Source organism: Streptomyces sp. NPDC002853 (assembly GCF_053591915.1).
Genome location: NZ_JBSFUS010000013.1, coordinates 1 through 14,046 on the forward strand (window position 1 = coordinate 1; position 14,046 = coordinate 14,046).

General features: G+C 69.0%; 11 protein-coding genes and 1 pseudogene. 7 read left to right on the forward strand and 5 right to left on the reverse strand.

Features of this window, described 5'->3' with window-relative positions; genetic code table 11:
- Positions 1–93, forward strand: a pseudogene (locus ACWD02_RS32240) (transglycosylase SLT domain-containing protein); the annotation flags it as partial.
- A gap of 9 nt (positions 94–102) precedes the next feature.
- Here the strand turns inward: ACWD02_RS32240 and ACWD02_RS32245 are convergent.
- Positions 103–900, reverse strand: a complete 798-nt coding sequence (locus ACWD02_RS32245; protein WP_451216840.1) for an SAM-dependent methyltransferase — start codon at positions 898–900, stop codon at positions 103–105.
- 207 nt (positions 901–1,107) lie between these two features.
- Between ACWD02_RS32245 and ACWD02_RS32250 the strand changes: the two genes are divergently transcribed.
- Positions 1,108–2,154 carry a sulfotransferase gene (locus ACWD02_RS32250; protein WP_451216843.1) on the forward strand — a complete coding sequence of 349 codons (1,047 nt, stop codon included), beginning with the start codon at positions 1,108–1,110 and terminating at the stop codon, positions 2,152–2,154.
- A 9-nt stretch (positions 2,155–2,163) separates the two neighbouring features.
- Complete coding sequence (locus ACWD02_RS32255; protein ID WP_451216846.1) at positions 2,164–3,057, forward strand: bifunctional helix-turn-helix transcriptional regulator/GNAT family N-acetyltransferase; 894 nt, start codon at positions 2,164–2,166, stop codon at positions 3,055–3,057.
- Between the two features lie 98 nt (positions 3,058–3,155).
- On the opposite strand, the gene ACWD02_RS32260 is transcribed toward ACWD02_RS32255, so the two are convergent.
- On the reverse strand, positions 3,156–6,152 hold the full coding sequence (locus tag ACWD02_RS32260) for a CARDB domain-containing protein (RefSeq protein WP_451216849.1): 2,997 nt from the start codon (positions 6,150–6,152) through the stop codon (positions 3,156–3,158).
- Positions 6,153–6,508: 356 nt separating this feature from the next.
- On the opposite strand from ACWD02_RS32260, the gene ACWD02_RS32265 reads away from it, so the two are divergent.
- Positions 6,509–8,059, forward strand: coding sequence for a cryptochrome/photolyase family protein (locus tag ACWD02_RS32265; protein ID WP_451216852.1), 1,551 nt, complete (start codon positions 6,509–6,511; stop codon positions 8,057–8,059).
- Positions 8,060–8,084: 25 nt separating this feature from the next.
- On the opposite strand, the gene ACWD02_RS32270 is transcribed toward ACWD02_RS32265, so the two are convergent.
- Positions 8,085–9,335, reverse strand: coding sequence for an NAD(P)/FAD-dependent oxidoreductase (locus tag ACWD02_RS32270; RefSeq protein ID WP_451216855.1), 1,251 nt, complete (start codon positions 9,333–9,335; stop codon positions 8,085–8,087).
- A gap of 131 nt (positions 9,336–9,466) precedes the next feature.
- Here ACWD02_RS32270 and ACWD02_RS32275 point away from each other — a divergent pair, with 131 nt between their 5' ends.
- Both ACWD02_RS32275 and ACWD02_RS32280 read left to right on the forward strand, forming a co-directional pair.
- Positions 9,467–9,694: a DUF2945 domain-containing protein gene (locus ACWD02_RS32275; RefSeq protein ID WP_451216858.1), complete on the forward strand. Its 228-nt coding sequence runs from the start codon at positions 9,467–9,469 to the stop codon at positions 9,692–9,694.
- The gene (locus ACWD02_RS32280; protein WP_451216861.1) at positions 9,691–10,047 is read left to right on the forward strand and encodes a DUF3140 domain-containing protein; all 357 of its coding nucleotides are present in this window, start codon (positions 9,691–9,693) and stop codon (positions 10,045–10,047) included. Before ACWD02_RS32275 ends, ACWD02_RS32280 begins: the two co-directional genes overlap by 4 nt.
- Before the next feature lie 36 nt (positions 10,048–10,083).
- On the opposite strand, the gene ACWD02_RS32285 is transcribed toward ACWD02_RS32280, so the two are convergent.
- The gene (locus ACWD02_RS32285; protein ID WP_451216864.1) at positions 10,084–10,683 is read right to left on the reverse strand and encodes a fasciclin domain-containing protein; all 600 of its coding nucleotides are present in this window, start codon (positions 10,681–10,683) and stop codon (positions 10,084–10,086) included.
- A 271-nt stretch (positions 10,684–10,954) separates the two neighbouring features.
- Between ACWD02_RS32285 and ACWD02_RS32290 the strand changes: the two genes are divergently transcribed.
- Entirely contained in the window at positions 10,955–12,325 is a 1,371-nt protein-coding gene (locus ACWD02_RS32290; protein WP_451216867.1) for a mycothione reductase, read from the forward strand.
- Positions 12,326–12,379: 54 nt separating this feature from the next.
- Here ACWD02_RS32290 and ACWD02_RS32295 read toward each other — a convergent pair whose 3' ends face one another.
- Positions 12,380–14,038, reverse strand: a complete 1,659-nt coding sequence (locus tag ACWD02_RS32295; protein ID WP_451216870.1) for an FAD-binding oxidoreductase — start codon at positions 14,036–14,038, stop codon at positions 12,380–12,382.
- Positions 14,039–14,046 lie beyond the last annotated feature (8 nt).

The window sequence follows — 14,046 nt, forward strand, 5'->3', positions numbered from 1 at the left end:
AACCTGACCGACCCCGTCGCCAACATCACCGCGGCCGCGAACTACGCCGCCGACAAGTACGGCTCGATCGACAACGTCGACTCCGCCTACTGAGCGAAGGCCTTACGGCTTTCGAGCCACGCCGACCCATCCGGCCCGGATGGTCAACGAGCCGGGCATGGTCGCGTCCGGCTTCCATTTCGGCCAGGGAACGAAGCCCGGATCGACCAATTCAAGACCGTCGAAGAGTGAGACCGTCTGCTCCGGGCTGCGCAGAATATAGGGAATGGCGCCGGAGTTGTTGTACTCCTCCTGCACGCTGCGGTGCAGTTCGTCGTCGGCGTCGGAATGACTCAGCGAGGCATAGCTGCCGGACGGGAGTCCGGCCATCAGACCGCGCACCAGAGTCAGCACGTCTTCCCAGGGGTCTATATGACCCAGCACATCATTGATCACAAGGCCGATCGGCTGAGACATGTCGAGCGTTTTCGCCGCGCCCTCGAGAATCGTCTCGGTGTCGCGCATGTCCGCCAGCACGTAGTCCGTGGCCCCTTCGGGCGTGCTCCGCAATAGCGTGTCGACGTGCATCAGAACGATCGGGTCGTGGTCCACGTACACCACCCGGCTGTCCCTCGCTATGCGCTGGGCGATCTCGTGGGTGTTGTTGGCCGTGGGCAGTCCGGCACCCACGTCGAGAAACTGCTTGATGCCCTCCCGCGCCATCCAGCTCACCGAGCGACGCAGTACATCGCGTGACTCCTGGGCCATCGGGACGATCAGCGGGAACTTCTCCTTGTAGGCGTCACCGGCCCGCTGGTCGGATTCGTAGTGGTCCTTGCCGCCGAGCCAGTAGTTCCATACGCGCGCGCTGTGCGGAAGGGAGGTGTCTATCTTGTGGATGTCGGCCGGTTCACTGGTCATGATGGCGCCTCTCTCAACTGGTCAGGGTGGGAAGCAAGGACAGCGGAACGCAATCTGCTACGTCAACGGCCCTCCAGTCAACGTGAGTTGGTTTCCCGAGCACTGAGGGCAGTGCCCTGCTTCCCCCATCGCCACCTGGTGTCCTCGCCGAGGGTGTGCTGAGGTGCACCCAGTCCCGGAATCCCCACCCGGCCTCGGAGAGCGACTTTGCGCAGTCTGACCTTCGTCATCGGCACCGGCCGCAGCGGCTCCACCGCGCTGTCCCGCATCCTCAACACCCACCCCGACGTACTCAGCCTCAACGAGTACATGGCCTCCGTCGGTAACGCGGCCTTCCCCGAAGGCCAGGTCTCGGGCGCGGAGTTCTGGGAGGCCCTCTTCCGGCCCACCCCGTACTTCGCGAACATGATCCGCAGTGGCGTCCTCATGCCCGAGTTCCTCTACACGCGCCGCCCGGGGCGGTACACGGCGCAGGGCACGGGCATCCCCGCGCTCTCCCTCATGGTGTTGCCGCACCTCACCGACGACCCCGACGGCCTGCTCGACGAGATCCGCGAGGCGGTCGTCGACTGGCCCGAGCGCCCCGCCGCGCAACACCACGAAGCGCTCTTCGAGTTGCTCGGCACGCGAGGGGGGCGCAGTGCCGTCGTGGAACGCTCCGGTTACTCGACCGGCTGGGCTCCAGGGCTGCGCGCCGCCTTCCCCCACGCCAAGTTCGTGCACCTCTTCCGGGACGGGCCCGACTGCGCCCTGCCCATGAGCCGCCACCCCGGGTACCGCGTGATCACCTTGATCCGCGAGATCAGAGAACGGACGGGCGTCGAGAACTTCGGCGACCTGACCGACGAGCACGTGCGCTCGCTGCCGCCCGACCTGGCGCCCCTGCTCGACGAGCGGTTCGACCCCGCCCTCGTGCAGGACCGTGATTTTCCCCTGCGTCGGTTCGGCGCCCTGTGGTCCGAGCTGGTCATCCAGGGCACGCGCTTCCTCGGCGGGCTGCCCGCCGCTCACCGCATGACCCTCGCCTACGAGGATCTCCTCGATGCCCCGCGGGAGGAACTCACCCGCCTCGCCGCGTTCATCGGGGTCGACCCCTCCCGACAATGGCTGGACGGGGCGTGCGCCCAACTCGACACCAGCCGGCGCGGCTCGGCCGAGAAGCAGCTGACGGCCGCCGAACTCGACGACCTCAGGGAGAGCTGTGCGCCGGGCAGCCGGGCACTGGACATGGCCGGCTCCGCATTCTCTGACTAAAGTCAGAGAATGCGGAACGAGCAGGTGCAGCAGGTACGCCGCTTCAACCGGACAGTGGCCGAGCGCGTGGGAGTACTGCACGATCACTACCTCGGCGGCACACGCCCCTACGGGCAGGCCCGGCTGCTGTGGGAGCTCGGCGACGACGAGACGGCGCAGGACGTGCGCAGCATGCGGGACCGGCTCGGTCTCGACTCCGGCTACGCGAGCCGGTTGCTGCGGGCCCTCGAGCGCGACGGATTGATCGTCGTCGAGCCCCATCCCCGCGACCGGCGGGTACGCACCGTGCGCCTGACCGAGGCCGGACGGGCTGAGCGCACTGTGCTCGGCGAGCGCAGCGACGCCCTCGCCGCATCGCTCCTCGCCCCGCTCGCCACCCGGCAGCGGGAGCGACTGACCTCGGCCATGGCTGAGGTCGAGCGGCTCCTGACAGCCTCGGTGGTCTCCCTGGAGGTACTCGATCCCGGCCACCCGGACGCCGCCCACTGCCTGCGCTCATACGCCGCGGAACTGCAGGAACTCTTCGACGGAGGCTTCGACCCCGGCACCAGCCTGCTGCCCGACCCGGGCGAACTGCGCGCCCCACGCGGCCTGTTCCTCGTCGCCCGGCTGCACGGTGAGCCGGTGGGCTGCGCGGGGCTCAAACTGCCGCCCGGAGCACCCGCCGAGATCAAACGACTGTGGGTCGGCCCCCGCACGCGCGGTCTTGGTCTGGCCCGGCGTCTCCTGTCCGAACTCGAGGAGCGCGCCGCCCGGCACGGCAGCGATCGCGTACGGCTCGACACCAACAAAGCCCTGGAAGCCGCCACCCGCCTCTACCGCACCAGCGGCTACACCGAGGTCCCCGCCTTCAACGACGAGCCCTACGCCCACCACTGGTTCGAGAAACGACTCACCCCGTGACGGCGCGAGAAACAACCACGACAAGCCGCCCGGACCTGGGACACAGATCCGGGCGGCCCCGTCAGACACTCCGGCCGGTGTGAGAGGCCGGAAGGGCGTTACAGCCCCTGCCTGGTCCCCGGTATGGCGGGGTCGAGGCGCGCGTTCGCTCCGTTGATCACGAACTGCGAGCCGGGCTCGATCAGGATGTCTCCGTCCCGTGAGTCGCTGATCTTCACGTTGCTCAGCGTCGCGCTGCCCCGCGCGCCGCCCATGGCGAGGATGCCGGAGCCGTTGTTGGACCTGGAGATCGTCACGTTGCTGATCTTCACGTCCGGCATGGCACCTCCACCCGTCTTGAACTGGATCCCGTCGTACGTCGAGTCATGGATGTCGGTGTCGCGGATCGTGACACCCGGGATGCTCGGGCCCTGCGCGAACAGCGTGATGGCGCCGAACTCCTGGTCCTCGTTCCAGAACGCCCCGCCGGTGCGGTAGAGCCCGTTGTTCGCGATCAGCGTCTGCCCGGTGAAGGGGATCGGGTCGTGATCGGTCGCGAGCATGATGCCGGGGTAGTTCATGGTGTCGTACACGAGGTTGTTCTCGATCTTGTTGCCGTAACCGCCGTACACGGCGATGCCGTTGGCGCGCCAGGGCAGCTGCACCGTGTTGTTGCGGAAGACGTTGTCGTGGCCGATGTCGACCGACGGGTCCTTGACGTACTTGCTGGCCCACACGGCGAGCGCGTCGTCACCGGTGTTGCGGAACGAGGAGTTGAAGGCGGACGAATTGCGGGTGCCGTTGGTGAAGTTGATGCCGTCGGCGTAGGTGTTGCGGATGCGCATCCCGCTGAATTCGAGGCCGTCGCCGGGTCCCCACAGCTCGGGGATGTTGCTGTAGTCGCGGCCGACCCAGGCGCCGACGTTGGCGTGCTCGATCCACACGTTCGCGATCTTGGTGTTCTTGCCGAAGCGGCCGTTGAGACCGACACCGCCTTCGGCGTTGCCGTCGCCGCCGCGGATGGTGCCGGAGCCGAAGATGGCGATGTCGGAGATCTTCGTGTTGTCGTCGATGTCGAAGCCGAAGTTGCCCTCGTGCGGGTGGTTGATGCCGCCCGCGTCCTGCGGCGGGATCAGCGAGTACAGCTGCGAGTGCCACATGCCGGCGCCTCGGATCGTCACGTTCTTGATGCCCACCTGGTTGAACTGGCCCCGGTTCAGCGGGTCGTCGGTGAGGATCTTCTTCTCCTGGCGCCACTGCCCGGCCGGGATCCACACGCAGTCGATCTCGCCGTTCTGGTCGGCGGTCACCGCCTTCTGGATGGCGTTCGCGTCATCGATCCCGTCGTTGGGGACGGCCCCGTACTCGGCGATCGACGTGCACGAGGCGGGCTTGCTCGCCGCGGGCGCCACCTGCTCCAGGTCGATCAGGTCGATCGTGTAGTACGCGGCGTCGTCCCCCGCGTCGCGCTGCAGGCGGAATGTGGTGCCCTCGGGGTAGGTCTGCGCGAGCAGGGCGTGCGACTCGTCGAAGAGCCGGCGCGCGTCGCCACCAGGGGTGTTGGTCAGGCCCTCGGGCTGGTCGGTGTTTCCGTACAGCCAGCTGTGCTTGGACGACAGGGCCAGCTTCTGGACGAACTTGCCGTTGGCGTAGAGGCTCAGCGTCTTCTCCTGGCCGCCGCCGCCCGGTGCGTCGGGGATGGAGTTGCGTACGACGATGGAGTTGGTGGCGCTGGTCGAGGTGAACTCCACGTACTGGCCCGTCGAGTTGAGACGCACCGACTTGCGGCCCGAGGACTCCGTGGCGAAGTTGGTGTGGCCGAAGGTGCGCTCGGCGTCCGCCTCCAGGAGCGTGCCGTTGTGTTTGCCGTCCTCCGCCTCGTACTCGACGTAGGGCGCTGCCGCGCCGCGCCCGACCACGATGGAGCGTGCGAAGACGTTGTTGTCCTCGTTCGTCTCGTCCACGACGTCGGTGGCGTCGGCGGTCGCGGTGAGTGTGGCGCCGCCGCTGGTGGCGGTCCATGTGCCGGCCAGGCCGACGGTGGCGCTCTCACCCGCGGCCAGGGCGGGCGTGGTGCCGTCGAGTGTCTTGTCGCCCACGGTCAGGCGCGTCACCGAGCCGGCGCTCACGGCGCTGGTCCCGCGGTTGTGCACCTTCGCCGTGAAGGTGACGGCGGCGCCGACGGCGGGGTTGGCCGGGGTCGACGTGATGCCGGTGACCTCCAGGTCGGGGCCGGGGCTCTGGCCGACGGTCAACTTCGTTTCGGCGGTGCGGCTGTTGTTGTCGTTGTCCTGCTCGGCGACCGTGTCACCGGGGTCCACCACCGCGGACACGGTGTAACTGCCCTGCGCCCGCTTGCCGATGTCGACCGGGACCGTGGCCGACTCACCGGCGCCGAGCGCGCCGACCTTGGCGTTGCCCGCGACCTTACCGCCCAGACTGACGTCGACGGTGGTGGCCGCCGATGCGGCCGAACCGGTGTTGCGCACGGTGGCGTCGACCTTGATGGCATCGCTCTCGCTGGGCTGCGCGGGCCGCCAGCTCAGGTCGGCGACGGTCAGGTCCGGGTTGGGCGCCGGGGTGCCGTTGACCTCGAACTCCGCGACCTGGCCCGCGTATCCGGAACTGTTGGAGTAGATCTTCAGCCGGACCTCGGCATAGCGCCCGGAGACCGGGATCGTCACGCTGTTGCGGTTGCCGGCGGGGTCGAAGGTGTAGTCGGCCCTGGCCTTGACCGTGCTGAAGTCGGTGGCGGACTGGGTGCGGCCGAGCACCTCGATGTTCTGCTTACGGGTCGACCAGGCCGCGTCCGGGTTGAGCTTGAGGACGACCGAGTCGAGCTCCGCGTCGGCGCCGAGCTTCACGGTCAGCGTCGACGGATGGCCGCTGGCTTCCCAATAGCTGCTCGTGCTGCCGTCGTTGGCGTTGGGGGCGTAGTAGGTCTGGGTGGACGAGGACGCCTCGATGGGCTTCTTCAGCGCCAGATTCGTGGCCGCCTCGGGCGCTGACGGCGCCGTCGGCGCCGCGTGGGCGGCGACGGGCAGAACCCCGGCGGCCAGTAACGCGGCGGTGAGCCAGGCGCCGATGGTGCGCCGGCTCCGCTGTCTCCATCTCACGATGTTCCTTTCGACGTACGGGTACTGACGCGTTCATGACATAGCGACCCTTGCGACATACCGGCCCACATCTGTGGCGTGCTCTTTCAGGGCATGGGGCGTGGGGGCGTCGCCAGCACTCAACCGCCACCACAGCGAGAACGCAAGATGCGTGGCATGGATTGCAAATATTCGACAGAGTTACGAGATCCTCGGATGATGCATTGGATCTGCTGAACTACCGGCGCACGGCGTGAACCGGGGCGCGGCACCACGCCGACGGCCGATGCTGCACATAGTGTGCGAAACCCGGCAGCCGCGAGGACGCCCGGCCGCGAGAGCGTCGCCGTGCGACAGCCCGAACAGTGCGAGGTCAGATGTCCCAGAAGGCCGATGGCACCGACGACGCCGATGGGTCGTCCATCCCCACGACGCACTGGCTCTTCGGGGATCAGCTCGGGCCCCATTTCACCCAACCGGGCACGACGGGGCCCCGGCACGACGCTCCGCTGCTGATGATCGAGGCCCGTTCCGTGCTGCGCAGGCGGAGGTTTCACCGGGCCAAGGCACACCTGGTGCTGTCGGCCATGCGCCACCGGGCCGCCGAGCTGGGTGATCGCGTGCGGTATGTGAAGGCCGAGACCTACCGCCAGGGCCTGCGCGAAGCCGCCGTCGTCGGAGACATCACCGTCCATCACCCCACCTCCCACGCCGCGTTCGACTTCGTGTCCTCGCTTCCCGGCGTACGAGTGCTGCCCGCACGGGGGTTCCTCGTGCCGAACGACGACTTCGCGGCCTGGGCCAAGGGACACGGATCCACCCGGCTGCGCCAGGAGGACTTCTACCGCTGGGTCCGGCGCGGCGGCGGAATCCTGATGAACGGCGACGAACCCGCGGGCGGCCAGTGGAACTTCGACACCGACAACAGGGAGGCACCGCCCAAGGGCGCGGCGACGCTGGACGTGCCGTCCCCCTACCGCCCGCAAGAGGACGACATCGACGCCGAGGTACGCGAGGACCTGGACCGCTGGGAGCGCTCGGGCGACGTCTCCTTCGTGGGTGAGGACGCGCCGCGCCATTTCCCCGCCACCCGCCGCGAGGCGCTCGCCGCACTCGACCGGTTCATCGAACACCGGCTGCCCACATTCGGTGCGTACGAGGACGCGATCCTCACCGCAGATCCGGTGATGAGTCACAGCCTGCTCTCCGCTCCGCTCAACCTCGGACTGCTCGACCCGGACGAATGCGTGCAGCGCGCGGAAGCCGCCTGGCGCTCGGGCCACGCGCCGATCAACAGCGTCGAGGGCTTCGTGCGGCAGATCGCGGGGTGGCGGGAGTACGTATGGCACCTCTACTGGTACTTCGAGCGGGACTACCGTGACCGCAACGCCCTGCGGCACCACGCTCCCGTACCCGACTGGTTCGCCGAACTCGACGCCGACGCGGTGGAGGCCCGGTGTCTGTCGACCGTCCTCCAGCAGGTGCGCGCCACCGGTTGGACCCACCACATTCCCCGGCTGATGGTGCTCGGCAGCCACGCGCTCCAGCGCGGCTGGGATCCGGCCGCCGTCACCGACTGGTTCCACCGGTGCTTTGTCGACGCCTACGACTGGGTGATGGTGCCGAACGTGGTGGGCATGTCGCAGTTCGCCGACGGCGGGCGCATGACGACCAAGCCCTACACCTCCGGCGGCGCCTATCTGAACCGGATGAGCGACCTGTGCGGCCCGTGCGCGTACGACCCCAAACGCCGCACCGGCGACGACGCGTGCCCCTTCAGCGGCGGCTACTGGGCCTTCCTGCACAGGCATCGCGCGGTGCTGGAGAGGAACGCCCGCATGGTCAGGGCCGTGCGCGGCCTGGACCGACTCACGGACCTGGACGAGCTGTTGGCGCAGCAGGCGCACGTGGGGGACGACGCCCCCTGAGGCGGGACGGCCGACGGCGGCGGCATCAGCCGCGCGCGGAGTCGGCCAGCACCTCCCGTGCGGCGCGCGAGCCCGACGCGAGCGCGCCCTGCACCGAACCGGTGGCCCGGTGGTCCCCGCACACATACCGTCCCGGGCGGTGGCGGGCAGTGCGGCTGAGCGGCCAGGGCGGCAGCATGGCGGGGAGCGCCCCCGCCACGGTGCGCACGGCCACCTGCTGCCAGCCGCTGGTGTCGGTGCCGTACAGCTCGGCCAGGCGTCGGAGCACGGCTTCGGCCGCGCCGGGCCCGTCCGTGCCGAGCACCGAGGTGGAGATCAGTGCTGTGCCGGGTGGTGCGTAGGTACGCGAGACCTCGCTGAGCACACAGGTGTTGAGCACGGTTCCGGTGCTGTCGACCACCAGGGTCGGTTCGCGCAGCGGCGGGCTGCCGGATGCGTGGTAGTAGGTGGTGACCGTGCGTCCGTCCGGCACGGGCAGGCCCGGCAGCAGGCGGGCTGCCGTCGCGGCGTCCGTGGCGACCACGATGCTCGCGGCCGGCACCTCACTTCCGTCCGTCAGCAGCACGCCCGCGTCGGTGACTTCGGCGACGGGCGTCTCCAGGCGCAGGACACGGGTAGGCAAGTTCCCGGCCAGCTGCGCGGGCACCGCGCCGATGCCCTCGGCGGGCAGACACAGTGACCCGCGGACCATGCTCCGCCACACCAGGTGGAAGAACCGGGCGGAGGTCTCCAGGCGATCCTCCAGAAAGACTCCCGACAGGAACGGACGCAGGATGTGATCCACCGCCGCGTCCGAGACGCCCGCCCGGGACAGCGCGGCCGATGTGGAGCGGTCCGGACGTCGTTTGAGAAGGGTGACGGGCAGCACGGCATCGCGGGCGGTGAGCGCCGCCATCGCGGCCAGGTCGCGGGGCGCCAGGACCCGCCCGGGCAGCAGGGCCCCTGCCGCACCGGGCTCCCTGGTCGGATCGACGAGACGGACCGGACCGTCCGGGGTGTGTGCGAGGAGGCCCGGGGTGAAAGGGCGCAGCCGAAGACTGCGCAGATAGACGCGCCGTTTCACCTGCGGGTAGGCGGTGTTGAACACCTGGAACCCGCGATCCAGCAAGAACCCGTCCTGCCGGTCCGTCCGCATCCGCCCGCCCGGCCCGTCGGACGCCTCCAGCAAGGTCACACGCCGCCCGGCGCGGCACAGGTCCAGGGCGCAGGCGAGGCCGGCGAGACCGGCACCGACGACCACGACGTCCGCCGCACCGCGGTCATGGACCTTTGCCATCCGGCTCGCCTCCATATGCCACTACCGCTCTGTTGCCACCTTCGGAGGTCTGTCCGCTCCCGAAATGCCCCCTGTGGTGTTCAGCTCCATCATGAGACTCGTCGTCCCGACGATCGGAAGGAACACGCCACATGGCCAAGGACAAGAAACTCCGCAAAGGTGACGAGGTCACCTGGAGCAGCCACGGGCAGACCACCCCCGGCACCGTGAAGAAGAAGATCACCGGACGGACCGAGACCGCCGGCCGCACGGTCGACGCCTCCAAGGACGAGCCGCAGTACGAGGTGGAGAGCGAGAAGTCCGGCCGCCGGGCGGTCCACAAGCCGGAGTCACTGCACAAGAAGCGCAAGTCGTCATGACCAAGGCAGCCGAAACGGACCGCAAGGACACCTTGGAGCAGTTCGACGAAGCCGTGAACATGACCGCGGGCGAGCTCGAGACGTGGCTCAAGACTGAGGACTCCCGCAGCGTGGGCCAGTCCGACGGTTCATCGGAGAGCGTGGGCCACGCCTCGGGCCGCCGCATCGTCACACTGCTGCGCACCAAGAAGGCCGACCTGACCGACAGCGACGTCACTCATATGCGCAAGGTCGTCGGCTACGTCCATCGGCACATCAAGCAACGCCCGAAGGGCGACATCACCGAGACACCCTGGCGCTACTCCCTCATGAACTGGGGCCACGACCCCGAGAAGGCGGGCTCCGCATCCTGAACGTCCGGATGCGGGGCCCGGTCGGCGAAGCGTGGGTCAGCTCTTGGGCATGAGGACGGTGTCGATGAGGTAGACGTTGGCGTTGGCGGTCTTGATGTTGCCGCAGACCACCTTGGCGCTGTCATTGACCTTGTACGACTCGCCCGACCCGGAGGTGGTCAGGCTGCCTCCCTCCAGCGTCTTGAAGGTGCCGTCCGCCAGCTTGTCCGGCGTGATCTTCTCCCCTGCCACGTGGTAGGTGAGGATCTTGGTGAGCTGGGCCTTGTCGTTGAGGACCTTGTCCAGGTCGGCCTTCGGGATCTTCTCGAAGGCCGCGTTGGTGGGCGCGAACACCGTGATGTTCTCCGCGTTGTTCAGCGTGTCCACGAGACCGGCCTTCTTGACCGCCGTCACCAGGGTGGACAGCTCCGGGTTGTTCGATGCGGCGGTCGCCACGGGGTCCTTGGCCATGCCGTCGAGCGAGCCCGCACCGTCCTTGGGGACAGAGGAACAGGCAGGACCGAACGGGCCCTCCATGTCACCTGCCGACGCCGACGGTGCGAACGCCGCGAGCGAGAGGGGCAGCGCCAGTGCCGCGGCTCCCAGCACGATCCGGGTGGTTGCGCGGTGACGGGTGGTTGCGCGGTGAGCAGTCATGATCAACCCTCCTTCGGCGGACACAGACATCCACCGGCCCCCCTGACGGCCTACAGGCCGGTGAAGGCGCGGGGCCACCGGGTCGGCGCGTCTCCTGCACGCCCTCACATCAGGCATTCGTCACGACCGGCACGTTTGGATTGCCCAGATAGGTAACTTTTTCTCTTTTCGCCCAATATTTTCGAAACGAACGCTCCCGGCGCCCTCCTGCGCCGTGACTGCCTTCAGGCCACGCAGGTGTGAATACGCGAGGGGCGGCTACATATCCTTCATGCCGCATCATGATCTTGTCGTTGTCGGAGCGGGTACGGGCAACTCGCTCATCGACGACCGCTTCGCCCATCTGGATGTCGCCGTCGTGGCGGAGGGTCCCTTCGGGGGTACCTGCCTCAATGCGGGGTGCATTCCCAGCAAGATGCTCGCGTTGACCGCGGACGTGGCCCGTCATGTGCGGGAGAGCGAGCGTCACAACGTCCGGGCCACGCTGCAAGGCGTCGTATGGCCGGCGGTCCAGGAGCGTGTCTTCGGGCGGCTCGACGCCACGTCACGCGACGGGGAGCAGGGCCGTCGGGACGAGGACTTCGTGACGGTCTACCGGGGGCGCGCGCAGTTCACCGGGGAGCGTGAGCTGCTGGTGGAGGGCGAGGGCGGGAGCGAGCGGGTCACGGCGGACCGGATGGTGATCGCCGGGGGCGGGCGCCCCGTGGTGCCACCGGTGGTCGCCGACTCGGGGCTGCCCTTCGAGACCTCCGACACCGTGATGCGGCTTGATCAGGTGCCCGAGCGGATGGTCATCCTCGGCGGCGGCTACATCGCGGCGGAGCTGGCCCACGTCTTCCACTCGGCCGGGGCCGCCGTCACCGTGGTCGAGCAGCAGGAACGGCTCTTGATGCCGCAGGACGAAGAGATCTCCCGGGTCTTCACCGATCTCGTGGACGCGCAGTGGGATCTGCGGCTCGGGCGCGAGCTGAGCGAGGTGGCCGGCGAGCCCGGCGCGCTGCGGCTGACGCTCGACGACAAGACGGTGATCGAGGCGGACACCCTGCTCGTCGCCGTCGGGCGTCGCCCCAACAGCGACCACCTCGACGTCGAACGGGCCGGCATCGCATGCGACGACAAGGGCCTGATCACCGTCGACGAGCAGCTGCGGACCAGTGCCTCCGGCGTCTGGGCGCTGGGCGACATCGCGGGCGGCGGCCCCCCGTTGAAACATGTCGCCAACCGCCAGGCCACCGTGGTGGCCCACAACCTCCTGCATCCCGGCCGACCGCGCTCGATGTCCTACGACGTCGTGCCGTCGGCCGTGTTCACCTCCCCGCAGATCGCCCAGGTGGGACTCACCGAACAAGAGGCCCGTGAGCAGGGTCTTGACTACGCGAGCGCCACGCACCGCTACGAGGACGTGGCGTACGGCTGGGCTCTTGAGGACACCACCGGCTTCTGCAAGGTGCTGGCCGAACGCGGCACCGGCCGCCTGCTCGGCGCCCACATTCTCGGGGACCAGGCATCCACCCTGGTGCAGCCGCTCGTCCTCGCCATGCGCTTCGGCCTGACGGCTCGGGACGTCGCGGAACAACCGCTGTGGATCCATCCCGCGCTGACCGAGGTCGTCGAGAACGCCCTGCACGACCTCGACTTGTGAGCCGCACGCCTACGCCGTGGCCTCCGTCATGCCGCCCCCGCCTCCGCCTCCGCCTCAGGGAGCAGGCAGCGGATCGATGACGACCCCGGGGTTGAGGATGCCCGCCGGGTCGAGGACCTTCTTGCCCGCCTGCAGGGCGGCGGCGAAGAGGTCGGGGCGCTGCTGGTCGTACCAGGGACGGTGATCGCGGCCCACCGCGTGGTGGTGGGTGATGGTGGCGCCGTGTGCCATCAGGGCCTGGGAGACGGCTTGTTTGATCTCGTCCCACTGCTCCACCGTCCTGCCCCATCGGCCCGCGGCGTAAATCCCGAAGTACGGGGCGGGCCCGTCCGGGTAGACATGGGTGAACCGGCAGGTCACGACGCCTTCCGCACCGACCTGGCGCATCGCGTTCCGCGCGGCTTCGTCGACGGCCGCGCGCAGCGCGTCGAACCGGTCCCAGGTGCAGGCCGTCTCGAACGTCTCCACGATCATGCCCTGCGCGGCCAACGCGTCACGCTGGTACGGCATCCGTACGAAGGAGGAGCGCCAGGTGTCGGCGGCTCGGCTGCGGGCGTCGCGGTCGGTGCTGTCCGCGCTGTCCGTGCTGCTCGTGCTGCTCGTGCTGCCTGTGCTGTCGGTGTAGCGGGGCGGCTCGGCCAGGGTGCCGCCGTGGTCACGGCAGAGCTCGAGCGCCCGTTCCATCCAGGCGTGGACGGGGTGGTCCGCGGATTCGAAGCCGAGCACCAGGACCGCGGTCGGAAAACCCGCGTTGATCAGCGCCTCCATGGGGTCGAGCAGTCGGCAGTTGGCGGGGTTCAGCCCGGACTGGGACAAGGCGCGCACCGCCCGCACGCCCGCGCCGTGGTCGCTGAAGCCCACCGACACACCGGCCCGCCACCGAGGGCGGTCCTGGAGCCGCACCCAGGCCTGGGTGATCACGCCCAGCGAGCCTTCGGAGCCGAGGAACATGCGGTCGGGCGAAGGCCCGGCGCCCGAGCCGGGCAGACGGCGGGACTCGACGACTCCGCTGGGGGTGACGACCCGCAACGACTCGGTGAGGTCGTCGACATGCGTCAGCTGCGTCGCGAAGTGGCCACCCGCCCGGGTCGCCAGCCAGCCGCCGAGCGTGGAGAACTCGAAGGACTGCGGGAAGAACCGCAGGGTGTATCCCCGGGGGCGCAACTGCTCCTCCAGGTGAGGGCCCAGGGTGCCTGCTTGGACGAGTGCGGCCCGGCTGGTCGTGTCGACGTCAAGGACTCGGTCCATCGACGTCATGTCCAGGCTGACCACCCCGGCATACCGCTCCCCCACCCGCGGCTCGACACCGCCCACCACCGATGAGCCGCCGCCGAACGGGACGACCGCGATGTCCGCGTCATGACACCAGTCGAGCACGTGGACGACCTGGGCCTCGGAGGCCGGGCGTACGACCAGGTCGGGCACGTGGGGCAGCTTGCCCAACAGTGCCCGCACGACGTCGCGGAAGGCTTGCCCATGGCTGTGCGCGAGCCGGTCGCGCACGTCCGCCGAGACGATCGGCGCCAAAGACGCCGGGGCACGGACCCTGCTCGCACCCATGCCGAAGGATGCGATCGCAGGCGCTTCGTGCACGGTCAGGTCGGCGCCCGGCAGCAACTGGGCCGTGCGCCGGGTGAGTTCCGCACGCTCCCGGCCCGTCACCGCGTCCTCGACGTTGCCCCAGCCCCACCACGAACGCGTCTTGCCGGTCATGACCGCCA

What these genes read in the sequence shown, in the direction of transcription:
- ACWD02_RS32265 (WP_451216852.1), top strand. Translation starts at nt 6,509, where the DNA reads ATGTCCCAGAAGGCCGATGGCACCGACGACGCCGATGGGTCGTCCATC.
- ACWD02_RS32290 (WP_451216867.1), top strand. Translation starts at nt 10,955, where the DNA reads ATGCCGCATCATGATCTTGTCGTTGTCGGAGCGGGTACGGGCAACTCG.
- ACWD02_RS32275 (WP_451216858.1), top strand. Translation starts at nt 9,467, where the DNA reads ATGGCCAAGGACAAGAAACTCCGCAAAGGTGACGAGGTCACCTGGAGC.
- ACWD02_RS32295 (WP_451216870.1), bottom strand. Translation starts at nt 14,038, where the DNA reads ATGACCGGCAAGACGCGTTCGTGGTGGGGCTGGGGCAACGTCGAGGAC.
- ACWD02_RS32280 (WP_451216861.1), top strand. Translation starts at nt 9,691, where the DNA reads ATGACCAAGGCAGCCGAAACGGACCGCAAGGACACCTTGGAGCAGTTC.
- ACWD02_RS32270 (WP_451216855.1), bottom strand. Translation starts at nt 9,335, where the DNA reads ATGGCAAAGGTCCATGACCGCGGTGCGGCGGACGTCGTGGTCGTCGGT.
- ACWD02_RS32255 (WP_451216846.1), top strand. Translation starts at nt 2,164, where the DNA reads ATGCGGAACGAGCAGGTGCAGCAGGTACGCCGCTTCAACCGGACAGTG.
- ACWD02_RS32285 (WP_451216864.1), bottom strand. Translation starts at nt 10,683, where the DNA reads ATGACTGCTCACCGCGCAACCACCCGTCACCGCGCAACCACCCGGATC.
- ACWD02_RS32245 (WP_451216840.1), bottom strand. Translation starts at nt 900, where the DNA reads ATGACCAGTGAACCGGCCGACATCCACAAGATAGACACCTCCCTTCCG.